This window comes from Pseudomonadota bacterium, assembly GCA_027620075.1.
GTDB lineage: Bacteria > Pseudomonadota > Alphaproteobacteria > Rickettsiales > UBA6187 > 1-14-0-20-39-49.
In genome coordinates this window covers 434,168-456,844 of record JAQCEY010000002.1, presented here as the reverse complement: position 1 = coordinate 456,844, position 22,677 = coordinate 434,168, and the positions used below count along the sequence as shown (strand labels likewise).

General features: G+C 39.2%; 21 protein-coding genes. 8 read left to right on the top strand and 13 right to left on the bottom strand.

Features of this window, described 5'->3' with window-relative positions:
- Window positions 1-29: 29 nt before the first annotated feature.
- Window positions 30-1,223, top strand: a complete 1,194-nt coding sequence (locus O2942_05240) for an alkaline phosphatase (GenBank protein MDA0781654.1) — start codon at window positions 30-32, stop codon at window positions 1,221-1,223.
- Between the two features lie 303 nt (window positions 1,224-1,526).
- Window positions 1,527-1,727, top strand: a complete 201-nt coding sequence (iscX, locus tag O2942_05235) for a Fe-S cluster assembly protein IscX (protein ID MDA0781653.1) — start codon at window positions 1,527-1,529, stop codon at window positions 1,725-1,727.
- Here the strand turns inward: iscX and O2942_05230 are convergent.
- Entirely contained in the window at window positions 1,724-2,182 is a 459-nt protein-coding gene (locus tag O2942_05230) for a hypothetical protein (GenBank protein MDA0781652.1), read from the bottom strand. The genes iscX and O2942_05230 overlap by 4 nt on opposite strands.
- A gap of 115 nt (window positions 2,183-2,297) precedes the next feature.
- Between O2942_05230 and addA the strand changes: the two genes are divergently transcribed.
- Both addA and O2942_05220 read left to right on the top strand, forming a co-directional pair.
- Window positions 2,298-5,660, top strand: coding sequence for a double-strand break repair helicase AddA (addA, locus tag O2942_05225; protein MDA0781651.1), 3,363 nt, complete (start codon window positions 2,298-2,300; stop codon window positions 5,658-5,660).
- An 18-nt stretch (window positions 5,661-5,678) separates the two neighbouring features.
- On the top strand, window positions 5,679-6,203 hold the full coding sequence (locus O2942_05220) for an N-acetyltransferase (GenBank protein ID MDA0781650.1): 525 nt from the start codon (window positions 5,679-5,681) through the stop codon (window positions 6,201-6,203).
- A 159-nt stretch (window positions 6,204-6,362) separates the two neighbouring features.
- Here O2942_05220 and O2942_05215 read toward each other — a convergent pair whose 3' ends face one another.
- The 12 genes from O2942_05215 to O2942_05160 all read right to left on the bottom strand — a co-directional run bounded on the left by O2942_05215 (window position 6,363) and on the right by O2942_05160 (window position 19,295).
- Window positions 6,363-7,634: a type II secretion system F family protein gene (locus tag O2942_05215; GenBank protein MDA0781649.1), complete on the bottom strand. Its 1,272-nt coding sequence runs from the start codon at window positions 7,632-7,634 to the stop codon at window positions 6,363-6,365.
- Between the two features lie 3 nt (window positions 7,635-7,637).
- On the bottom strand, window positions 7,638-9,170 hold the full coding sequence (locus O2942_05210; GenBank protein ID MDA0781648.1) for a GspE/PulE family protein: 1,533 nt from the start codon (window positions 9,168-9,170) through the stop codon (window positions 7,638-7,640).
- 324 nt (window positions 9,171-9,494) lie between these two features.
- Window positions 9,495-11,057, bottom strand: a complete 1,563-nt coding sequence (pilQ, locus tag O2942_05205; protein MDA0781647.1) for a type IV pilus secretin PilQ — start codon at window positions 11,055-11,057, stop codon at window positions 9,495-9,497.
- A complete protein-coding gene (locus O2942_05200; protein ID MDA0781646.1) occupies window positions 11,044-11,451 on the bottom strand; it encodes a pilus assembly protein PilP in 408 nt (135 codons plus the stop codon). The genes pilQ and O2942_05200 overlap by 14 nt, the downstream gene beginning before the upstream one ends.
- Window position 11,452: 1 nt before the next feature.
- Window positions 11,453-12,217, bottom strand: coding sequence for a hypothetical protein (locus tag O2942_05195; protein MDA0781645.1), 765 nt, complete (start codon window positions 12,215-12,217; stop codon window positions 11,453-11,455).
- Window positions 12,207-14,636 (bottom strand): pilus assembly protein PilM, encoded by a 2,430-nt coding sequence (pilM, locus tag O2942_05190; GenBank protein ID MDA0781644.1) that lies wholly within the window; start codon window positions 14,634-14,636, stop codon window positions 12,207-12,209. The genes O2942_05195 and pilM overlap by 11 nt, the downstream gene beginning before the upstream one ends.
- A 151-nt stretch (window positions 14,637-14,787) precedes the next feature.
- Complete coding sequence (locus O2942_05185; GenBank protein ID MDA0781643.1) at window positions 14,788-15,306, bottom strand: hypothetical protein; 519 nt, start codon at window positions 15,304-15,306, stop codon at window positions 14,788-14,790.
- A gap of 2 nt (window positions 15,307-15,308) precedes the next feature.
- Window positions 15,309-16,034: a prepilin-type N-terminal cleavage/methylation domain-containing protein gene (locus O2942_05180; protein ID MDA0781642.1), complete on the bottom strand. Its 726-nt coding sequence runs from the start codon at window positions 16,032-16,034 to the stop codon at window positions 15,309-15,311.
- Window positions 16,027-16,491 carry a prepilin-type N-terminal cleavage/methylation domain-containing protein gene (locus tag O2942_05175; protein ID MDA0781641.1) on the bottom strand — a complete coding sequence of 155 codons (465 nt, stop codon included), beginning with the start codon at window positions 16,489-16,491 and terminating at the stop codon, window positions 16,027-16,029. Before O2942_05175 ends, O2942_05180 begins: the two co-directional genes overlap by 8 nt.
- Window positions 16,475-16,966 (bottom strand): type II secretion system protein, encoded by a 492-nt coding sequence (locus O2942_05170; GenBank protein ID MDA0781640.1) that lies wholly within the window; start codon window positions 16,964-16,966, stop codon window positions 16,475-16,477. Before O2942_05170 ends, O2942_05175 begins: the two co-directional genes overlap by 17 nt.
- Before the next feature lie 17 nt (window positions 16,967-16,983).
- Window positions 16,984-17,997: a PilT/PilU family type 4a pilus ATPase gene (locus O2942_05165; GenBank protein ID MDA0781639.1), complete on the bottom strand. Its 1,014-nt coding sequence runs from the start codon at window positions 17,995-17,997 to the stop codon at window positions 16,984-16,986.
- 548 nt (window positions 17,998-18,545) lie between these two features.
- The gene (locus O2942_05160) at window positions 18,546-19,295 is read right to left on the bottom strand and encodes an A24 family peptidase (GenBank protein MDA0781638.1); all 750 of its coding nucleotides are present in this window, start codon (window positions 19,293-19,295) and stop codon (window positions 18,546-18,548) included.
- Window positions 19,296-19,710: 415 nt separating this feature from the next.
- On the opposite strand from O2942_05160, the gene O2942_05155 reads away from it, so the two are divergent.
- The 4 genes from O2942_05155 (at window position 19,711) to O2942_05140 (ending at window position 22,636) form a co-directional block, all read left to right on the top strand.
- Window positions 19,711-20,208 (top strand): prepilin-type N-terminal cleavage/methylation domain-containing protein, encoded by a 498-nt coding sequence (locus tag O2942_05155; protein ID MDA0781637.1) that lies wholly within the window; start codon window positions 19,711-19,713, stop codon window positions 20,206-20,208.
- 73 nt (window positions 20,209-20,281) lie between these two features.
- Entirely contained in the window at window positions 20,282-20,665 is a 384-nt protein-coding gene (locus O2942_05150) for a prepilin-type N-terminal cleavage/methylation domain-containing protein (protein ID MDA0781636.1), read from the top strand.
- A gap of 23 nt (window positions 20,666-20,688) precedes the next feature.
- A complete protein-coding gene (locus tag O2942_05145; GenBank protein ID MDA0781635.1) occupies window positions 20,689-21,081 on the top strand; it encodes a response regulator in 393 nt (130 codons plus the stop codon).
- A gap of 382 nt (window positions 21,082-21,463) precedes the next feature.
- A complete protein-coding gene (locus O2942_05140) occupies window positions 21,464-22,636 on the top strand; it encodes a DUF2336 domain-containing protein (GenBank protein MDA0781634.1) in 1,173 nt (390 codons plus the stop codon).
- The last annotated feature ends 41 nt before the right edge of the window (window positions 22,637-22,677 follow it).

The following is a 22,677-nucleotide window of genomic DNA, read 5'->3' as shown; positions in this document are numbered from 1 at the left end:
AGGTGGAATATTTCTATGCTCAAGGAATAATGATGTTAAAATTTTTCAACCTATTTACTGTTATAGCAATATCTGTTGTTAGCGTAATGACTCCAAATATTTCAAACGCAAAATCGGCTATTTTCTTTCACCCTGACGGAATGGGGGTAAATACATGGCAGGCTCTAAGATATGTAAAAGGACTGCCTAAAGAGGGACTTAACTGGGATAAGCTGGAGAATATGGGGGTTTATATAGGTAACATGTCTGATTCGGCTGTTGCTACCTCTAACGGCGGTGCGACGGCACATGCTTATGGCGTTTTGGCACAGGCGAGTAGCTACGGTATGATAGACGGAGAGGAAATCACCTCGCAATCGGGCTTTCGCGGCACTATAATCGAAGAGGCTAAATCTCACGGGCATAAAACCGCACTTATCAATTCAGGCAGTATAATTGAACCGGGAACGGGGGTTTTTGCTTCAAGGGCAAAGAGCCGTCAGGATTATGACACTATAGCCGAACAAATAATAAAAAGCGGAGTTGAAGTTATTTTGTCAGGCGGGGAAAAGCATATGCTGCCAAGCGGTGTTAAAGGTGTGCATGGTTTAGGAAGTAGAAAAGACGGCAAGGATTTAATAGAATATGCGAAAAATGCAGGCTATAAGGTGGTTTACAATAAAGAGGAACTGGAGCAGGCAATAACAGAAAAGCCTGAGAAGTTACTGGGAGTATTTGCTGCCGGTCATACATTCAATGATATGTCCGAGGAAATGCTGCAAGCCGATAACCTGCCTCGCTATTTTGATTATGCACCTACAATCGGGCAAATGGTAAAAGCAACGCTGGAACTGTTTGAAGGGCAGGAATTTCTGATTATCGCCGAAGAGGAAGCAACGGATAATTTTGCCAATAAAGGTAATATTCATGCCGTTATTGATGCCGCCGCAAGAGCTGATGATGCCATAGGCGTAATGTCGGATTACAGGAAAAAGCATAAAGATACTATGATACTTACTACATCAGATAGTGATGCAGGAGGCTTACAGGTGTTGTCAAAAAAGGAAAGCGGTGCTTATCATTATAAAAACCACGATGGTAAAGAGTTATATTTTGACCTGAAAAATGTCGGGAACGCCGACTATTCGGGAGGAATACTGGTCAGGAGTACGGATAAGCTGCCAACAATAGTATATAACACCCAAATACACGGCATCTTGAGGGAACACCTGTTTGGAAGTTAGTTGTAAAGACCTCTGCATAATGCAAATAAAACTCGTCATTACCCGAAAATACGAAATAAAAATAATAAGTTTACTTAATTATTTTTATAAAGTATTTCGCCAATTGCCAAAGGCAATTATAGGGTAATCTCATGAGATCGCCCTATAATTTGTTTCACAAATTCAGGCGATGACGTATTATACAGAGGTCTTTTTTTAACTTATAATAAAAAAGCCTTAATAAGGCTATAGTTAATTATAGATTTGTATCGTTTACTTATTTGGCTATACTATAACATTAAAAAAACTATAAGGATTGTTTATATGGGATTAAGTTGGCTTGATGTTCGTGAAATAGCTATAGAATTAGAAGAAGCACACCCGGATGCTGATAATGTAAATCTTCGTTTTACGGATTTGAAAAAATGGGTTAATGAGCTTGATGATTTTGAAGGTGAACCTAACGGATGTAATGAAAAAATTCTGGAAGCCATTCAGATGGCGTGGATAGATGAAAGAGATTAGTTTGAGTCCCTTTTGTACCGCATGCCTCCTAAAATAGCATTTATCGGTTTATCTTCCGAGTTGCCTATGGGCAGCAATATTTGCCGGTATTTTAGCACCTGATTTATGCCCTGATGTATCTCTATGTTATGAGTCATGGGTCTGCGTGATGTAACTATTCTGTCAAAGTGTTTTTTATACGATTCTAAAAAGTTATTAATAGACTTATCCTTGTTTTCCGTATCAAGAGGGTCAGCGTGTAACTTTAGAATGTTATTGCCGATATATGTCGTGGAAAAATAGTGGTTGTTCGATTGGTGGTGAATTAATAATATAAATACGTCATCTACCAGACTTTCATCTATTTCGGTTTCCCTTATGCAGTCTATAGACGGAAATACGTTTTCGCCTCTGGCATTATCCCAGAATTGCTGTAAATAATCTGTAAGTCTTAATTTACGTACTTCTTTTTCCATTTAAATGCATGCAAAATTTTGTTAACAAATTATTATTATATGCTACCTTTATTACCAAATCATTAATTTTAGGATATTTGCCTAAATCAGAAAAACAATATAGTAAGTTATAACTATGACCCAAGCACAAAAATTAGCATCTAATCCGGCACATTCTGTTTATGTGGGGGCATCGGCAGGTTCCGGTAAAACGAAGGTGCTAACCGACAGGGTGCTTAGAATTTTGTTGGGAGGTGTTCCGCCCGGTAAAATAATGTGCCTGACATTCACTAATGCCGCAGCGGCAGAGATGGCAAACCGCATAAATAAAAACCTTATGAAGTGGGTGACGGCATCAAAAGCCGAACTGATAAAGGATATTACGGACTTAACGGGAGTCGTGCCTGATGAAAAAACACTGACCCTTGCCGGAAGGTTATTTGTTTCCGTGCTTGATACTCCCGACGGGTTGAAAATTCAGACTATTCACTCATTTTGCCAGAACCTGATGAGAAGATTTCCTCTTGAAGCCGGTATAGCTCCGCACTTTCAGGTTATTGACGAGCAAACTTCATTGGAGCTATTAAAAGAATCTCGCATGAGGCTGTTATCAAAAAAAGATGAACATAGTGAAGTTGTAAGCAAGGCAATCAATAATATTGCATGGAGGGTAGATGAGGGCGGTTTTGCACAAATATTACATGACATAACCAACGAGCGTGAAAAAATAGAATATCTGTTTAGCCGCTATAGCATGGTTGAGATAGTTGAAAGAATTTGCGATGTTTTAAATGTAAAGGCAGACGAAACCGAGCAATCGGTGATATTTGATAGTTATAAAGACTATGATATTGAAAAAATAAAGGGCTATGCAGATATTTTATCGGCAGGCGGGGCAAATGATATCAAGGCGGGAAGTTGTATAAAATCTTTTATAGATGTCTTTGAAAATAAAGGCGATATTGAAAGTGCATTCAACAGTTATGTTCTTGCATTTTTAACGGCTGAATTTGAGCCTAGAAAAAAACTTGTTAATAATAATATCGCTAAAAAATACCCTGATTGTGAACAGTGGATGCAAAAAGAGCAATCTGACGTTTTAACATTGCTGGATAAGGTAAGGTCTGTTCGTATAGCACAATTGACTATAGACTTATTACATGTAAGTGAGGCTATTTTAATTCTGTATAAAAAAGCTAAAAATTCTAAAGCTTTTTTAGATTACAATGATTTGATAATCGCCAGTAATAATCTTCTTAATAAAAGCGGTATTGCCCCTTGGATTTTATATAAATTAGACGGAGGAATCGACCATCTTCTGGTTGATGAGGCACAAGATACAAGCCCGCAGCAATGGAAGGTGATAGAGGCATTGTGCGGAGAGTTTTTCGTAGGGCAGGGAGCATCTGAAAAAAACCGTACCGTTTTTATAGTCGGAGATGAAAAACAGTCTATTTTCAGCTTTCAAGGGGCTGACCCTAAAGTGTTTAATCAAATGCAGTCGGTGTTTTCCAAAAGGGCAAAAGATGCACAAAAAGGCTGGGAAACCATAGCTTTGGACAGGTCTTTCCGTTCCACTTCGGCAATTTTGAAGTGTGTTGATGCTATATTTTCAAAAGAGAATATCAGAAAATCAGTATCGTTCCTGCCCGAATATATTCCACATGTCGCCCATAGGGAAAGTCATGCAGGTCTGGTTGAGCTTTGGTCTTTATTGGAAAAAGAGGAAAAGGATAGCCTTGAGCCTTGGGCGTTGCCGATTAAGAGAATTGAAACAACTAATATAAAAAGAAGATTAGCCGCAAAAATAGCCGCAACGGTTAAGGAATGGATAGACGGGGGGCGGAAGATAGAGGCTACCGGCAAGAGAGTAAGACCCGGTGATATAATGATATTAGTGCGTCGCCGTGATGCGTTGGTCGATTATCTGGTGAGCGAGCTAAAGGCAAATGATGTTGCGGTTGCAGGTGTGGACAGAATGATATTGACCGAGCATATTGCGGTAATGGATTTAATGGCGTTGGGGAATTTCCTTTTGTTGCCGGAAGATGACCTGAACTTAGCCGCGGTTTTGAAAAGCCCCCTTATAGGCATGAACGAAGAAGAGTTGTTTGAAATCGCTTATAAAAGAGGAAAGAGGTCTTTATGGTCTGTCCTAAAGGAAAAGGAAGAAGCTGTTTTTCAGGCAGCTTATGAGTACCTTGTGGGCTTGTTGAATAAGACGGATTTTGTTTCGCCGTTTGAGATATATTCACATATTCTTGAGGCAAAAAGCGGAAGAAAAAAACTTGCATCAAGGCTTGGTGAGGAAGTGAATGACCCGATTGATGAGTTTTTGTCGCTGGCTCTTGCGTATGAGGGAAGCCACCCACCTGCTTTACAAGGTTTTTTAAGCTGGCTTTCAATGGGAAAAACCGAAGTTAAGCGTGACCTTGAGCAGGGAAATGATGAGGTGCGTATTATGACCGTGCATGGCTCAAAGGGGTTGCAGGCTCCGATTGTGTTCTTGCCCGATACAACATCATTGCCGAAGAATAAAAGCGGTAATATATTCCGAACCGAATATAACGGTGAACCGATAATGCTATGGAGCGGTTTGAGTGAAAACTTAAATGAGTATTGTAAGGGTTTAAAAGATAGTGCTAAAAGTCAGGCTAATGACGAGTATTTGAGGCTGTTGTATGTAGCTCTTACCAGAGCCGAAGATGAACTTTATATAGCAGGCTATCAGGATAATAAAAAGATAGCAGATGAGTGCTGGTATAATGTGGTAAAAAACGGCATAGAAGATATTGCGGAGAATGTTGACGGAAAGCTGGTGCTTAGGTCTAAGCAGCTATCTGAAGTAGGCAATGATAATGAAGTTCAAAAGGTTGAGGAGAAAACGGTTTCATTGCCTGAGTTTGTCGGGCAAAAAGTGCCTCAGGAGCCAACTCCTTCCGTTCCTCTTACGCCCTCTCGGTTTGAAGGTGATGTGCCTGTTGTTAACTCTCCTTTAGTCAAGGGGGCGATACTTAAAGGAAAGCTAATTCACAAACTGCTGCAATATCTGCCCGAACTTCCCGTTGAAAAAAGAGAGGAAAAAGCCTTAGAGTTCCTAAATAAATATAAGAATGAACTATCCGAAAACGAGATTGATAATATAAAAAACTGTGTTTTTTCTGTTTTAAACGATAGTTCGATATCGAAAATATTCGGCAAAGGTTCAAAGGCAGAAGTGCCGATAGTCGGTATGGTGGGGAAGTTTGTTATATCGGGGCGTATTGACAGGCTTTTTGTAACAGATGATGAAGTTCTGGTAATTGATTATAAGACAAATAATAATGTCCCTGAAAACCAAGAAGGAGTGCATAAAAATTATCTAAAGCAAATGAGGTCTTATAAAGACGCATTGCAGGAGATATACCCCGATAAAAAGATAAGATGTGCGTTAATCTGGACTTCTGAGGCGAAGGTTATGTTGTTAGATGATTATTTGTTAGAAACAGTTATGTTTTAAAATATATTGGTTTTTTCTATGGCTAGTAAAATAAAAATCCGTAAAACTAACAAAGATGATATATCTTCAATGGAGCTGTTATACAAAAAAGCATTTCCTGATGAGGAGTTATTTCCTCTTATTATAGAATTATTTGATGATAAACAAAATGTAACAAGCATTTGTGCGTTTATAAATAGTCATCTTGTAGGTCATGTTGCACTTTCTAAATGTTATGTATCTTCAAAAAAATATCCTTTGGCTTTGTTAGGTCCTTTGGCAGTTATGCCTGAGTATCAACGTCAAGGTATAGGAAGCAGTCTGATAAGGCATGGTTTTGATTCGTTGAAAAGTAACGGTTTTTTAAAGCTTCTCGTTCTGGGTGATCCCAATTTCTATAAAAGCTTCGGATTTGAAGTTGAAACAAAGATTCAACCGGCATATCCGATACCGAAAGAGTGGGAAACGGCTTGGCAATCTTTTACGTTATCAGAGGGCGGCGAGGAACCCGAGGGAACGCTGGAAGTTCCCAATGCATGGCAAAAGCAGGAATTATGGTCATAGTATGGTATTTTTTCGGAAAAAATTGGTTTTTTTATAATCTTTTGTCAACCTGAACTTGTTTCAGGTTCTCTTATAAAGCATAACAGATGCTGAAATAAATTCAGCATGACAACTATTTTTAGTACAAAAACCAATTAACGGGTCATTCTGTTTTCTTTTCTAACCACCGACCATTGCACCCATCTGGAATATAGGCATGTACATTGCAACAATGATAAATCCTACGGTTATGCCCATAGATACAATCATTATAGGCTCTAAGGCCTCGGTTAGCCTGTCTACAGCCATATCGAACTCTTCTTCATAAAATGCCGTTGTTGCATCGAACATATCTTCCATATTACCCGTTTCTTCTCCCACAGCTAACATCTGGTAGAATGTAGGAGGGAATATAGGACACATTGAATATAATGAAGATAGAGAGTTACCCGAAGATACGCCGTCTTTGATTACATCAAACGCCTCAATAAAAACGGTATTGGTCATGGTTTGTTCGATTATATCCAGTGATTCCATAACAGAAACACCGGCAGCGGCAAGGTTTCCTTCTATCATAGCTATTTTTGCTAGTGTGGATTTTTGAATACAGTTACCGATAATAGGAATTTTTAAAACCAGTTTGTCCCATTTCTTCTTAAATGCCATGTTATTTTTCTTTAACCATTTTACGGATATGAAGGTTGCTACCATAATAAATACTATTGTTCCGCCTTTTGCCGGATCACGCACGAATTCACTTATATCTACAATTAATTGCGTCGGTCCGGGAAGGTCATGCCCCATCTGACCGAACATGTTTTGGAACACCGGTACTACCTTTATTAACATCAGCGTTATTACCGCAAATGCTACGCAAAGCAAAATTATAGGGTAACTTAATGCCCCTTTAAGGCGTTTACGTATGTGTTCGGCTTTTTCAAGCTGTGTAACAAGACGTTGCAAGAATGTAGTAAGTTTACCTGACATTTCTCCGGCTTTTACAAGGTTGACATAAACCGTGTCAAAAATAGCAGGGTGTTCGGCAAATGCCTCCGATAAGGTTGAGCCTGACTCTACATCTTCGGTTATAGACCTTACCACCCATTTGAAATTAGGGTTTTCCTGCTGGCTTTCTAGCATTTGCAGGGTTTTTAGTATAGGCAGACCCGCAGATACCATCGTAGAGAACTTCTTGGTAAATATTACCTTGTCCTTTACCTTTATGCCTTTTGCCTTGTATTTTTTAGGCTTAAGCCCCTGTTTGGTACTTACTTTTTTCTCTTCTTTGCCTTCAGTCGGGGTTGGGATTTCCTGACCGCTGATAAGAACTATGTTAGTAACGATTATCTTTTGGTCTTTTAATTTTTTAGTTGCTTCATCAGAGTTCCTAGCCTCAATTTCGCCATTTGCTACCTCACTACCCTGAATTCCTTTCCACTGAAAAATAGCCATTTATCAATCCTCAACCATTAAAACGCGTTTAAATTCTTCAATTGTAAGAATGCCTTCTTTTATCAAACGCTTTCCTACGTCCTGCATGGACTCGAAACCGTCCTTGTTCTTTGCCACAGTACCTAGCTCAAGATCGTTTGCTCCTGCAAGAATAGCTTCTTTTAAATTTCTTGTTACTACCAAAACCTCATGGATTGCCCTTCTTCCTTTTGAACCCGTGTCCATACAGGCAGAACAACCTTTTCCCTTATATGCTTTTACACTACCGTCAGCTAATTCTTCTTCCGTGAATCCCAATGCTAAAAGCTGTTCACGCTTTCCTTCCGGGTCTTCAATCTTACATTCGGTGCATATTTTCCTTGCCAACCTTTGTGCAACGACAAGTGTTAATGAAGATGTTATCAAATAAGCCGGTATTCCCATATTTATCAGGCGTGTTACAGTGCTTGGAGCGTCATTTGTATGAAGCGTGCTTAGTACCAAGTGACCTGTTAAAGATGCTTTTACGGCTATATCTCCGGTGTCTTTATCACGAATCTCACCGACCATTATAACTTCAGGATCCTGCCTTAAAAATGAACGTAATGCAGCCGTGAATGTTAACCCTATTGAATCTTTTACATGTACCTGACCGATACCCTCAACGTCAAATTCTACCGGATCTTCTGCTGTCATCAGGTTTACCTCAGGTGAGTTAAGGGCGTTTAGTACCGCATATAATGTTGTTGATTTACCCGAACCTGTAGGACCTGTAACTAAAATCATACCTTGAGGAGATTTTATGGCTTTTAATAATTTCTTCTGGCAGTCTTCAGAAAACCCCAGTTTGTCTATAGGCATATTGAGTGCACTCTTATCCATAACACGCATAACTATACGTTCGCCGCATGTTGTAGGCAGTATGGAAACACGCAGGTTGACCAAGTCGGTTCCCTGCTTGTAATCATACTGGATAGCACCGTCTTGCGGTAACCTTCTTTCCGATATATCAAGCGAAGAAAGTATTTTTACACGTGTAGATACTGCAGAATAATTTTCATGTAAGAAATCGGATAACTCCGGTACTTCACGCAATATACCGTCGCCTCTGTAACGAAGGCGTGCAGTGTTATCAAACGGCTCAAAGTGAATATCACTGATGCCCAATGTTATTGCGTTTTCAATAACGTTGCTTACGAAGTCGATTACGTTTGAACCGCAAGATGCAAGTTCGGCACTATGATTTGCCTGTCCGCCGATTTTAGGACCGTCACTATCACCCATTGACAGGGCTTGCTGGAAAGCTTCTTTAGGTGATAATATTTTGGGAGCCGTAGGAGCCACGGGAGCCGTAGGCGGCATTCCCGGTGGTCTTTGTGCTGTGCCGATAGCGGTTGGATTCGGCGGTGCTATCGGTCTTGGGGGTTGACCGTGAGGAAAGCCGGCAGGAGGCATAGCAGGGGGTGTTCCCGGTGCGTTTGCCATTGGGATATCAGGTGGCGGGGTTGGAGGAACTCCCGGCGGTAACCCTGGGTTTTGCGGCTTATCGTTGCTCATATTTTAATAATACGTTTATTATACATTATATAATGTTGCTCTTATGTAGAGACTCATACGCATATCATATATTAAATTTCTTAATATTTTGTTAAGTTGGAGGGGCTTTAATTCGCCTATGATAGAAAGAGCTTTTGTTAAAATGTTGCGTTTATCTGTCACCCCGTCGAATGACGGGGTCTGGAGCCAAAAGGAAAATCTCTCTTTTGAAACCGGATCCCGTCATTCGACGAGGTGAGATAACACATTGAAGTTATTGAGAAAAAACGTAATATAAACTAAGTGTCACATATCTTGGATATTCAAGCCATAGTATGACGGCTATTAAATAACCCTAGGAGCTATGAATATCATTAGTTCTTTGCGGTCATTTGTGCGTCCGTCCCTGCGGAATAGCTTGCCTGCACCGGGTAAGTCGCCAAAGAACGGGACTTTATCCTCGGAGTCGGTTTTGCTTTGTGTATATATTCCGCCGATTACTACAATAGAACCGTCTTTTGTAACAAGATTCGTGTTAATTGAGCTTGAGGTTATCGGAGGGTTGGATATTGACGTATCAACGGTATCTTTATTCAGGCTTATTTGCATCATAAGATTTCCGTCACCTACTACGGTAGGGGTTACTTCAAGGTTAAGTCCTGCCGATTTAAATTCAATGCTCGTACCGTCAGCCGATACGGTTTCATATGGAACTTCAGTGCCTTGGAAGATTGTGGCTTTCTGATTGTCCAGAGTGAATATTCTCGGATTAGAGATAATCTTTGAAACGGCGTTCCTTTCTAAAGCGGTAAGGGCAAGTTTTAAGTCTGCCGCATCACCTAGCCCGATTAAGCCTGCAATTCCGCTTGTAGCACCCGGTACGGAGAAGTTGCTAAGTGCGTTTGATGATGTATCAGCTGCAAGACCTCCCACACCGCCACCTGCGATACCGGTTGTACTTACATTAAATGTTTTTCCATTCTCTCCTTTTGGAATTGCATGGCTGAGGTTAGTACCAAGCTGTACACCAAGCTGTTTTTCAAAGTCATCATTAACTTCAACTACAAAAGCCTCTATGAAAACTTGTTTTGTTCTTGAATCTATTTTTTTAATAACCTTCTGCATCATATCAAGGTCGTCTTTCCTTGCTTTTACGATAAGCTGATTAACCCTTTTATCTATGGTTATCTGAGCACTTTGCAATCCCCCTTCATTTTCTTCCGTTCCCGATATACCCAGTACGCTTTTTAATATTCCGCTTACTTCTTCAGGATTTGTATAGAAAAGCTTATATACTTCCGTATATAAAGGCTCGCTTGCTTTTGAAAGTTCTGCCGTTTTTTGCAGATCTTCCTTCCTTTTTCTTTCAAAACTTTCCAGTGCAACTATATTGCTCTGGCTGTGTATTCTGATTATATTTGCTTTATTATCGACATGCTTTGCCAGACTCTTAAGGCTGAGTACCGAGTCAAGGGCGCTTGGCCATGATACGTCGGTAAGTTTAGCTGTCACAAAGCCGTTTACTTCGTCGGATACAAGGAAGTTGATGTCGGTAATTCTTGAAAGCATTTGCGTGAAGGTTCTTATATCAACATTTTCTACATTTAAATCTATAGGGAATATCTTGCCCGTACCGTCATCTTGTAATGAATCGTAGTTCGGTGCTTCCTCTTTGTTCAATATCTCCCTTGTATTCTCCCTTATGTCGGACTGGTCGATCTCGGCAATCTCAGGGCCGTATTTTATCATTTTGTCGGCACGTTGTTTACTTTCCTCAATAAATTTTTTATTAGCGATAAGGCTATCCTTTTCGATAAGCTCGCCTTCCAGTGCTTTCTCAACGTCCATACATCCGGCAGTTAAGAACGTAAGTAATAAGATACTTAATAGTTTATTATTCATTTTCATTTTTTATCTCGAACCCGTTGCTAACTGTTAAATCAATTAATTTACCGTTTACATCAATCGTGATTCCGTCTGAGGATATCACGTCAATTATTCCTCTTTCCATTCCTATTTCATCACCGATATTTACAAAGTAATCCCTTTTACTCCTTGTCCGTATTAACGCTATGGAGTCGGTGGGGGATACAATTACTCCTCCTAGCTGATAAGTTGCCAAAGGGTCTTTTGTAAGCGGAGTTACGTTCATGCTTTCAATGGAGTCGGCATCTAAATTCTCAGTTGAAGGATTTTGACTTCCTCCCCACCCCAAAGGAGCAAAAGGATCACGGATTTCCTCAGCATTTGCGAAGAATGGAAAAACGGAGATTGTAATTAATGCTAATAATTTCTTACTCATTTTATTTGTCTCCATTGTCATCGGTTGCTATAACTTTCTGGAAGGGTTTTTTGTCAATTGCATAAGTTGTTAAAGTTAGTTGCGAATATACTTTGCCAACCTCATCTTTCTTTACCTTAACCGTTTCCTCATTGATTTTTAGAAGCATTTCCGCAACTGCAAGGTCTTCTTTAAATCTTATATATTCTACATATGGTCCTTTCAACTCAACCTTTACCTGAATTTCCTTTACTTCCGTTATGTTAGCCTTTTTCTGGAAGGCGGGTTTTGTGCCCTTTGAGTTCAAAGGCTCCGCCGGAGGAGGAGGAGGGGTTGTCTCTTTTATATTCAATACTTTCAAACCGTATTTTTCCGCTAAAATGCTTATAGACTGATAAAGTTCCCCTAAATCCTCGCTGTTGCCGAAATGCGACAGGCTTTCCAGATATTCTTCTTTAGAGGCACTAAGATCATTCCTCATATTGGTTATTTGCTTTTCTAAATTCGCCGTATCGGTTTTTAACTTGTTCAATCGTTCGATTTCTTCCGCTTTTTCAGCATTAGTCTTGACCATTTTTGTATAATGTAGCTTATAATAAGCTACTGAAGAGCCTATAATAATGATGAAAATTATTATAACATTTCGAAAAGGTATTATTTTATCAGCTACCGAGCCTTCGTTTGAGGCGTTAGCCGATGCGGCTGCTCCACTGTCAGAAGAGCCGTTGTTTTTGCCCATAAGGCTTTTTATTAATGCCCCCATATCCTGATTTAGATCAATTGCCATTTTCCTCTCCGTTATCTTTAAGACCTGTTATGTCCAAAACCTGTGCCTGACCGTTTTTGATATTAATATTTCCTGACAGCGTGAAATTTTTTGTTGCTGAAGGTTGATTAGGCATGCCGGGAATGTTCTTTGAATTTTCTTTGGTTTCGGTTTCCATTGTTTTTAGGGATACTTTCATTATTTCCGGTTTTTCGTTAAGAGTTTTTACAAAGCTTAAAATCGCATGATCATTTACCGACATTCCCTTTATGGTAATCTCATTAGGTAGGTCGTATGTAACTTCATTTAGGTACAGTCCTTCAGGAAATGATTGTGAAATATGCTTGAGTGCTATAATTAATCCCGGCTGGTTAGATGGCAGGGAAGACTGTATATTATCAAGTGACTTAACCTGATTAACCAGAATGGACACTCTATTTAACTCTTCATTCGTTACGGCGTATTTAGAATCAACATCTCCCATGCTTTCTATTTCGCCGATAAGAGATTTGTTATGATTTTGTAGCGAGATAAACGAAAATCCTAATGCTGCCGCAGATAGAAGGAACAATATAACTCCCGCAAAAGATGAGGCTATGCTTGTGATTGCATCGGCTTTGTTTTTTTCAAAATTCGGTAAAAGGTTAGACAGGTTTATATCGGTAACGCCCTCATGCTTTTCTACATCAAACACGTCAAGTTTACGCATGGCGATACCGACCGATGTAGCCCATGCCGATATATTGCCCTCAGCATTTACCTTTTTAGCGAACTGCTCCGGAACTTCAATATGACTGCAAAAATCACATTCTTTTATTGTACGCCCCGTCATAAGTTTTTTCATCTCACGGACAAAAACTTTCATGGTAGGCTCGGTAGATGCGTCATGCACATGTATAGGTGCTGACGAATTAACGTACAAATGCTTGATTGCGTCCGTATGGTGATTAGCCTGATGATCCTGAATTATCTGCAATGCCTGATTAGCATAATTTTGAACGAATATGTTCATTTTGTCACGGTCTTCAGGGCTATAAATTAAATTTATAGTATCGTCTTCGGACATATACACATTGTATATATTAGTCCTTTCTCCATCGACTACGAATACATAGTTTTCGTCAGGACCAAATTCCATAAATGCATATGGTTCTCTGATTTCCTCAAAAATTTTCGGATAACTTTCAAGAGCATGTTTTAAGGCAAGGCAACGTACATCTGCTAATACGGGCTTTAACCCCGCTTTGCTTATTATGTTAGCATATAAATCTATGTCTGCCGTTTTTGTTGCTATGAACAAAACGTCCATTGTAGCCGTTTGGGTTGGAATTTCCGCAGGTATTTCTTCTGAAATTATTGCCGTTTCCTCAAATGCAGGAGCACCCTCGGCTTCTGCCATAGTATTTTTGTCGTCGTCGTTATTTGTTGTTTCATCGGGATTATCTAGCGGATTTCCTTGCTGTGGCACAGGCTCTTCTATTGGAGCTTCCGCAGGTATTTCGATTGGAGCTTCTTGTGGTGCAGGTTCTTCCATCGGAGTTTCCACAGGTGTTTCCATTGGAACTTCTTGTGGTGTAGGCTCTTCCATCGGAATTTCCGCAGGTATTTCTGTTGGAGCTTCTTGTGGGGCTGGCTCTTCCATCGGATTTTCCGCAGGTATTTCCGTTGGTGCTTCTTGTTGTGGTGTTGGCTCTTCCATCGGATTTTCCACCGGCATTTCCATCGGAGCTTCTTGTTGTGGTGTTGGCTCTTCTATCGGAGTTTCCGCAGGTATTTCTATTGGAGCTTCTTGTGGCATCGGCTCTTCTATCGGATTTTCCGCAGGTATTTCTATTGGAGCTTCTTGTGGCATCGGCTCTTCCATCGGAGTTTCCGCAAGTGTTTCATTAACGGGTGCAAAAACAGGCTGTGGAGATGATTCTTTTGCCGGATTATGCCTTAAAATTTTATAGTAAATCTGATATTCGTTAGCACCTCCTTCAAGGTTAACGGCACTTTCCCATATCGCTCCGAGCTTTGCAGCCTGATGGAAGTCTTCGTCCGACATATCCGCAAATTGTAGTATTTTTACAATTGAGCTTGAAGAGGGAACTGTGAAGGCAACATTTTTACTGCTTATCTTATTTTTTGAAACAAGGTCTTTTAGATTCTCTGCATATGAATCCGTATTGACCATCATATCCGCTTTTCTAAAGAAATTTTCCATACATGCAGATGCAAGATTATTTAGCATCCACTTTCCATATGTGCGTTTTAGCTGACATATACGGACATAATGGGGAGTTATATCAACGCCAAGTATTTTTTCTTTATCAAGAGAGCTTTTACCTACTAATCCGCGTAATAATTTTTTTAGACCCGATTCACCGGACCCAGATGCTCGGTTACCTGAGCCGCCTGCTTTTTTGTTTAATTTACCTTTTAAACTGTCTAAGCCCATATTATCTTTATAATTACTAAGGTATATTAGTAATTAATCTCCCTTTTGAACTAATTACGTACTAATTTACTATCAAAGATACCATGAACATATTAATATTTGGTTAACAACTAAAGGTTGCCTTTTTGCTATAATAATGTAACGATTGGTTTTAGTATTCGACGGAAATAATTGTATTAATTACCTTTTGTGCGTTATCAGGTCCTGAGCCTGTAGATATAACCTGATAATAGTCTTTCAATGAAAGTGCTCCTGCTCCGCCATACTCACCACCTGCTGAGCCTACTTCGCCTCCCGTACCTGTTCCGGAGCTTACATTTTTGGACGTAATATATGTTGTAGAGCAGCCATAGCTATATCCTGTCAGTTTATTTGTTTCTGTCGTGGTTTCACTACCTGTCATCATAGCACTCAGGTTAGAAGTTGCTATATCACTTATTGATGAAGGTGTGCCTGTCTGTCCCTCAAAAAAAGTTATTACATCATGTCGGCATGTTTCCGTAATCTGGAACACTTCCGAATCAACGGATTTAAATGTAGCTGTTGTAAGCTCCCTTGTAGAGCTTTGCATCAACCCTGCACCAAGCAGATTCATCGCTATCAATATAAACATTGATGATAGTAGAATATTACCCTTTTGGGAGTCTGTTTTTTTAATCTTCAATAACATGATTAGTTCCCCCTTAAGTTTTTTATATTAACTGTTGTGGTGAACTCGTCACGGTGTAAATTGTCGGTAAAGCTAAAATTATAATTACCTATTGTCTGAGACGGACGAGTATATGTATTTGTTGAGCTTAGGGTACTTTGGCTTCTGGCTATTATGCTTACATCTACAAGCTGAGGGTCACCGTTAGAGTTATTATCAGAACCTACAAACTGCAAGTCTTCTATGTAGTCTGCAACTAATGATGCAGCTCCGTCGCCTAAACATGGATCGCCTGCATCTGATAACAACGTTGTTACCGTCATATATAATGCATTCCTTGCGGGGTTTATTCGTGGCTGTATATCGTATGTAACCTGACATCTTTGCGGATTAACGGTTGAATCCTTGTCATATATTATTGTTATACTGTCACAGCATGCATCACCGCTATCAGTTATAATTATCGGGTTTGCAATAGCACCATATACGGGGTCGATATTGGTATCCATAGCTACCCTTCCTGCCATTCTCAAATCTCTGGAGATTAGCCTTATAGAAGGAATGCCTGCTTGCTGTACTTCTGAAAATGCTGAAACCCTGCTATATTGCTTCGATAAAACCACAAAAGAAGTATAGCCGCCCGCTATAATAATAGAGCCTACGGCAGCAGCAAGTATCAACTCAAGCATGCTGTATCCTCGGCAGTTCCGAGTAGTTCTTTTGATAAGAAATTTTTCAAAACTAAACATCAAAAATCCTTTTCATTACTATAAGTATGGTTTGGTTATATCCTTCTAAAAATATACTTACTATCCTCCTGTCACCTGCAATTGTGTCAACGGTTATCGTCCTTGTATCGGTTGCACCTGCCGCACCTACCTCATTTTGTAGCCTTATGCACCATTCATAGCCGCGCACGTCCCATTGGTCGGCGGTTGTAGGCGGGGTGCATGTCGACAAATCCATTGCGTATGAATTTATGTTAGCGGTATCGGTTTCAATTATTTCTATCATCTGGTCGGCTATCAACTGCACTTTTTGTCTTGCAACGGCACGTTTGGTAAATTGCTCCGATGAGGCGATTAGAGTAAAAACACCCACAAAGCCCATAGCAACTATGCCGGCGGAAATCATGGCTTCAATCAGGGTGAAGCCCTTGCATTTATTTAAATGCGGTAATAATAATCTTCTAACTTTCCGTAACATCTATATACCCCGTTGCAATTGTTACATCTAAAGTATAGGTGGTTCCCGTAGCTCCGATAACAGGTGCTACTATATAAGACCCTCCCGAAGAACTGCCGTCCCTGTAAAAACACAAATTGTTAGTAAAAGCCGTTCCGGTTATTCCGTAATTAGTGTGTACGTCGATTTCTTTGGTTTGTATCGTTGTCCATACTCCCGTTGACGGACAGTTGTTTGTGGTAACTGCCGAATATGATAATGTCATTGTATATGTTGAACCTACCTGCGTAATTACTATTTTTGCAGTTGTGTTCTTTGACATTGCATGATTGCGAAGCGTAGCAAGCTGGTCACGCAGCTCTTTATATGTATTTTGAGCTGTTTTTTTGGTATTAAGGTTTCCTATACCGGTTCCTGAACCTACGGCTATTACCGAAGCGATAATCGCTATGGTTACAAGTAGTTCAAGTAATGTATATCCTCTGTTATAAGACATATCAAATCCTCCCACTATTAGTGAGCGTCCTCTAAGTCCTCTTTGCGGATCTTACCTGAATCAAGCAAAGTTTGTATGGAGTCTTTCATAAGCATGTTTCCTTCTCCTTTACTTGTTTGCATTGTTTGTTCTATCTGGAATATCTTACCTTCACGTATAAGGTTAGAGATGGCGGCATTGGATTTCATAACCTCAAATGCTGCGACACGTCCTTTTCCGTCCGCTGTTTTTATCAGCCTTTGCGTAACTACCAATCTTATTGATTGTGATAGCTGTGAACGTGCCTGAGCCTGCTGTGCAGGAGGGAACACGTCCAATATACGGTTTATGGAATTTGGCGCACCGTTTGTGTGCAGCGTTCCAAATACCAAGTGTCCTGTTTCCGCTGCCGTTAATGCCAGTCCCACGGTTTCTAAGTCACGCATCTCACCTAGTAGAATCACGTCCGGGTCTTGACGCAAAACGGCTTTTAACGCACTGCCGAATGAGAAAGCGTCCTTTCCTACCTCACGTTGCGAGATAAGGGCTACGTTGCTTTCGTGGATAAACTCTACCGGATCCTCAATGGTTATTATGTTTTCTTTTCTTGTTGAGTTTATCTTTTTAATTATTGATGCCAATGTAGTGGATTTACCCGAACCCGTAGGTCCTGTAACAAGTACCAGACCGTTTTTCTGTGTGGTAATATCAAACACTGCTTTTGGCAGGTTAAGTTTTTCAATGTCGGGAGCCTCGGTTTCAATTTTCCTCAATACCATAGCAGGGCCGCGTAAAGTCATATATGCGTTTACCCTGAACCTCATGCCGCCGCCTTCTATTGCAAGGTCGATATCACGCATTTTCTGAAAATGTTCTTTTTGATCCTCGTCTAAAATCGACTCTATAAAAGCACCTATTTTCTTGTCGGTGATGAAATCATTCCTCTGTACTTCTATAGAACCGTGCTGACGGATTGCTATAGGCTCATTTGAATGGATATGGATATCCGATAATTTAAAATTAGTGGCATAATATACTATTTTATCAAGCATTCCGTCCGGTAAGGGAGGCTTTGAGTCTTCAACTTTAATACTCTCCGCAGGTTGTTGTACCGGTGCAGTTGCAGGAGCTGCCGGAGGTTGAGCAGGGCTTTGAGGAGCGACCGTTGCAGGTTGTGGTGCGGCAGCAGGAGTAGCATTCGGCATTGCCTGACCGTTCGCACTACCGTTAGGCACTGTCGGGGTGGCTGAATTTGTAGCTACGTGCGGTTGTTGCCCTTGCTGACCTTGTCCTGACGGCATCATTTGAGGTGTCTGTTCATGCATAATCTCTCTCCCTACCTGATTATTTTGTTATTAAAACAATGATTTAACTAACATTGCACCCATCATGATAATTGTATCATATTAAGGTTAAGAAAGAGTTAATATATTTATCAGGCGCTATTCGTCATGCTATGGCTTGACCATAGTATCCAAGCCATATAATAATGCATGCACTTTGTGCATACTTATTTTATTCCTTAGATTCCGTATTAAGTACAAAATGACACAATTATGTAGTATTGTTTGGTAAAACAAATTATAGTGGAACCCACATTCTAAAAAGTTAGGAAGCTCAAATACCAGTTTATTAAATCTTCACCCCATATAAGGGTTATTATTCCTGCTATAGATAGCGAAGGACCAAAAGGTGAGGGGGCTGAAAGCTTGTTATTGGCAAATTTAGCCAATCCCAAAGCCACAAATATACCCAAGAATGATGATGCAAACACAATAAAAGGTAAGTATTGATAGCCGACCCATGCCCCCAATGCCGAGAGTAATTTAAAATCGCCCTGACCCATGCCGTCCTTTTTTCTTATCAGCCTGAATGTAGTATTAATCAGCCAAAGCGACCAGTACCCCGCTACCGCTCCTATTAATGATTCTTTAAAGCTTGTGAATATTTCAAAATACCCCTGTATCAGACCCAACACAATAAGCGGTTTAGTTATAATGTCAGGGAGATATTGCGTTTTAGCATCGACAAATGTAAGCACTATAAGGCTGTAAATAAGTATAAGTGCCGATATTGCCTCTTTAGTTACACCATAATGCAGAATCATGAAAACCGTAGAGGATACCGTTGCAACGTCTAATAATAAATAAAATATGAAAAACTGCTTGTTACCTTCCTTCATCTGTTTTAGTACGAAATTCAGATAGGTTTTGAAAATATTACTTTTGCTCTTGGTTTTCTTTCCGCTTTCTTCTTCGTCTATTATTCTGCATATCTCATATACGATGAAACATAAGATATCGCCTATGACTAATCCGACTAAAATTGATATTATAATTGTTACAAACATATTTTTACCTAAAAAAGTTTACATTTATTTTTAATCTTATTGATTTCTTATATCAATCAAAAAAGCTGTTATTTAATTAAGCTTTTGATATAGTTGTATTTTTCCTTAGAGTGTATAATTAACAAATAGTTAACTGATTATGGTGCGTTAATAACTTGTTAACTATTATTTAACTAACTCTTAAGTTGAAGTGTGATATAAATATAACTATAGGCGGAATATAAAATGGTTTTTACGGATTGTTTGTATTTTGTTTTAATTGAAGTTAAATAGCAAAAAATATTTTTAAAATAAATGTTTATTTAAATTGCTCTTTAGTTTCATTAAGGTTATTAATTTCTATTAAAGGTTGAAATATACCTAAGAATTGAAATTAAAAGTATTTTTTGTAATTTAAGTTTATTGGAGTTCTATCATGAATAATTTAACTCAAAAAGGTCAAAAAGGTTTTACACTTATTGAATTGTTAATCGTTGTGGCGATTCTCGGTATATTGGCTGCTGTTGCGATTCCTCAATATCAGGGTTATCAACAACAAGCTAAAATCAATGCTGTAAAATCATCTCATAAGTCGATTGTAAGCTTACTTTCGGGTTCGGTTACTAACTGTTCTACAGGTGCCGCAACAGTAACTATGGGTACATCTACGGTTACTTGTAATACTGCAACTTCGGCTACTTTCACGGCTGCCGCTGCTGCTTATTTCAATACTCAAAAAGGTTTGAAAAACCCTTATGACCAATCACTTAACGGTGTTACCGATGGTGCTGCCGGTGCTGTAGTAGGTGCTATCTACATGGACGGTGCTACTTCTGCTACACAAATCACTGTTACTTCAAATTTTGACTTAAACAATGATGGTGACGCAGCTGATACTGATGAAACTGCTACCGATCTAATTGTTTTAGAGTAATAGTATAATCTTATAAAAAGGGAGGGTTTCCCTCCCTTTTTTGTGCATTGTAGAAGAATATAGGGCGTGTGTTATGCAAAAAGGGTTTACATTAATAGAGTTATTAATAACAGTTGCCATCTTAGGCATACTTTCAGCTATAGCAGTTCCTCAATATCAGGGCTATGTATCAAATTCCAGAGCGGTAGCCGCTCAGAACAACCTTCGTAATATTTATCTGCAACAACAGGAATATTTTACCGATAATAATATTTATTATTCAACCGGAGCAGGGTGTGCCGATGCATCTGCAACAATAAATACGAACCTGTTTAACGGTGATAATGTTTTAACGAATGATTTTTATAATTATTGTATAAACCAGACGACAACTACCGATTTTACGGCAAGGGCGCAGTTAATAACCGACGTTACTACGGAATTTACAATAACAAATACTAATGCAACGAATTTTTAAAGTTTAGTGTGGGGATAAAAATAGTGACTGATGAGAAAAAATTATCAATCTTGTTAGTAGAAGATAACGGAATGTTTCTAAACATAGCTGAAGAAATGCTCAAAGGGCATAAAGTTATTGCAGCAGAAACGGCAAAGGAAGGTGTTGATGCTTATAAAAAAGAAAATCCCGATATAACTTTTCTCGATATTGCCCTTCCCGACGGTAACGGTCATGATATATTGAAAAAAATAAAGAAAATGAATGAAGATGCATATGTTGTAATGATGACTGCCAGTAGGCTGAAAGATGATGTTTTAAAGTCTATGGAAGAAGGTGCTGAGGGCTATATAACAAAGCCGTTTTCGGAAGGAATGGTGAAGCAATGTATAAAAGAATATCACGAATATAAACAGAAAAAATCAAACGCTGTTTAACTTTAAATGAATTATAAAAGCCTCTGCAAAAAGGTGACAAGTTCAAATCCGAGTTCTTTTTATTCCCTCTCCCGTTTACGGGGGAGGGTTAGGGAGGGGGTGATACATACAGGTATAACAAACACTTGCAAGTTTTCACCCCTCACAAAAACACTTTCGTGTTTTTAACTCTCCCTCAAGGGGAGAGTAGTTTTTTAACTTTTGCATAGGCTTCTATAGTAAATTTGAATTTAACTGACAAATATAGATAAATTAAATGCAAAGTTACTATAATTACTAAAGAATAACAATTATGTAGAATATAATTAACTAAATATTAAAAATTAGACACTATTATTTTCTTGATAAGGTATATTAAACCATATGTTTTTCGGTATAAATTATGAGTTTGGAAGAGAGTGGCAACAGGTATGAGTTAACTGATGATGATATACAAAAGTTAATAAAAAGCCCATTCGAAAAGAAGATAGATATAACAAAAAAAATTGCCGATTATTATAATAGCGGCGGTTTTAGTCAGGAACAGATGGTTGCTGCAGCTAGAATATTCGGAACGCTTGTTAAAGATACCGAAGTAAAAATCAGAAAAACATTATCTGAAGCAATAAAAGATAATCCCGACATTCCAAGGGATATAATATTATCGCTCGCACATGACGTGCAGGAAGTATCCTTGCCGGTATTAGAGTTTTCCGATGTGCTGACCGATGCCGACCTTATAGAGATAGTTACTTCTACCGAAGATGCGGAAAAGCAGAAATCCATTTCAAAAAGGCATACCGTATCAGAAGGTGTGGCAGAGGTGCTGATAGAAACGGATAATGAAGCCGTGGTAGATACGCTTCTTCAAAACGAAGGTGTGCGTATTTCTGAGGAAAGTATCGGTCATATCGTGGAAACTTTCGGTGAAAAAGAAGAAATAATGGGAGCGTTGGTAGAAAGGGAAACCCTGCCTGTATCTATAGTGGAGAGCCTTGCGGATAAAATCAGCGAGTCACTATATAACAGCCTTCAAGAAAAGCACAAGGACGCATTCGTCCGTATGGACGACATGGTCAGAAAAAGCCGTGATGTTGCTAAGATGAAGCTTATAGGTCTTAGAAGTACCGATGCCGAATATTATAAGTTCTGCCAGTTGATGGAAAGGTTAAAAATCCCTGAAGAACTATCCCCGATATATGCCTTATGTATGTCTAATATGAATATTTTTGAAGTTAAAATAGCTCGTCTTACACAAACTCCCGTGTTAAATATAAGGCAATTAGTCAGAGATAGTAGCAATAAAGGATTTAGGGTTTTATACCGAAGGGCAGGGCTGCCTAAAGATTTATTTGAGGCTTCTGAGGTTCTTATTACGGCTTTAAGGAGTTTAGAGTCAAAATACGCATCGTTGACCAAAAGAGAAAATCATCTAAAAACCGTTGCACAAGAACTAAGAGGAGAGATACTTAAAAAAGTGAAAAACGTAGAAGATGTAAAAAATCTTGATTATGTACTCTCACTTGTAAACCATTATTCGTCTATGCATGAGGATAATGGAGCTTCCGGTTCTTAATATGTACAAATCATGAATTTTATTCTATAATGATTAGATAA

Excerpts from the sequence above, each read along its gene's own strand:
- O2942_05240 (MDA0781654.1), top strand. The coding sequence starts at position 30 with ATGATGTTAAAATTTTTCAACCTATTTACTGTTATAGCAATATCTGTT.
- iscX (MDA0781653.1), top strand. The coding sequence starts at position 1,527 with ATGGGATTAAGTTGGCTTGATGTTCGTGAAATAGCTATAGAATTAGAA.
- O2942_05230 (MDA0781652.1), bottom strand. The coding sequence starts at position 2,182 with ATGGAAAAAGAAGTACGTAAATTAAGACTTACAGATTATTTACAGCAA.
- addA (MDA0781651.1), top strand. The coding sequence starts at position 2,298 with ATGACCCAAGCACAAAAATTAGCATCTAATCCGGCACATTCTGTTTAT.
- O2942_05220 (MDA0781650.1), top strand. The coding sequence starts at position 5,679 with ATGGCTAGTAAAATAAAAATCCGTAAAACTAACAAAGATGATATATCT.
- O2942_05215 (MDA0781649.1), bottom strand. The coding sequence starts at position 7,634 with ATGGCTATTTTTCAGTGGAAAGGAATTCAGGGTAGTGAGGTAGCAAAT.
- O2942_05210 (MDA0781648.1), bottom strand. The coding sequence starts at position 9,170 with ATGAGCAACGATAAGCCGCAAAACCCAGGGTTACCGCCGGGAGTTCCT.
- pilQ (MDA0781647.1), bottom strand. The coding sequence starts at position 11,057 with ATGAAAATGAATAATAAACTATTAAGTATCTTATTACTTACGTTCTTA.
- O2942_05200 (MDA0781646.1), bottom strand. The coding sequence starts at position 11,451 with ATGAGTAAGAAATTATTAGCATTAATTACAATCTCCGTTTTTCCATTC.
- O2942_05195 (MDA0781645.1), bottom strand. The coding sequence starts at position 12,217 with ATGGCAATTGATCTAAATCAGGATATGGGGGCATTAATAAAAAGCCTT.
- pilM (MDA0781644.1), bottom strand. The coding sequence starts at position 14,636 with ATGGGCTTAGACAGTTTAAAAGGTAAATTAAACAAAAAAGCAGGCGGC.
- O2942_05185 (MDA0781643.1), bottom strand. The coding sequence starts at position 15,306 with ATGTTATTGAAGATTAAAAAAACAGACTCCCAAAAGGGTAATATTCTA.
- O2942_05180 (MDA0781642.1), bottom strand. The coding sequence starts at position 16,034 with ATGTTTAGTTTTGAAAAATTTCTTATCAAAAGAACTACTCGGAACTGC.
- O2942_05175 (MDA0781641.1), bottom strand. The coding sequence starts at position 16,491 with ATGTTACGGAAAGTTAGAAGATTATTATTACCGCATTTAAATAAATGC.
- O2942_05170 (MDA0781640.1), bottom strand. The coding sequence starts at position 16,966 with ATGTCTTATAACAGAGGATATACATTACTTGAACTACTTGTAACCATA.
- O2942_05165 (MDA0781639.1), bottom strand. The coding sequence starts at position 17,997 with ATGCTTGATAAAATAGTATATTATGCCACTAATTTTAAATTATCGGAT.
- O2942_05160 (MDA0781638.1), bottom strand. The coding sequence starts at position 19,295 with ATGTTTGTAACAATTATAATATCAATTTTAGTCGGATTAGTCATAGGC.
- O2942_05155 (MDA0781637.1), top strand. The coding sequence starts at position 19,711 with ATGAATAATTTAACTCAAAAAGGTCAAAAAGGTTTTACACTTATTGAA.
- O2942_05150 (MDA0781636.1), top strand. The coding sequence starts at position 20,282 with ATGCAAAAAGGGTTTACATTAATAGAGTTATTAATAACAGTTGCCATC.
- O2942_05140 (MDA0781634.1), top strand. The coding sequence starts at position 21,464 with ATGAGTTTGGAAGAGAGTGGCAACAGGTATGAGTTAACTGATGATGAT.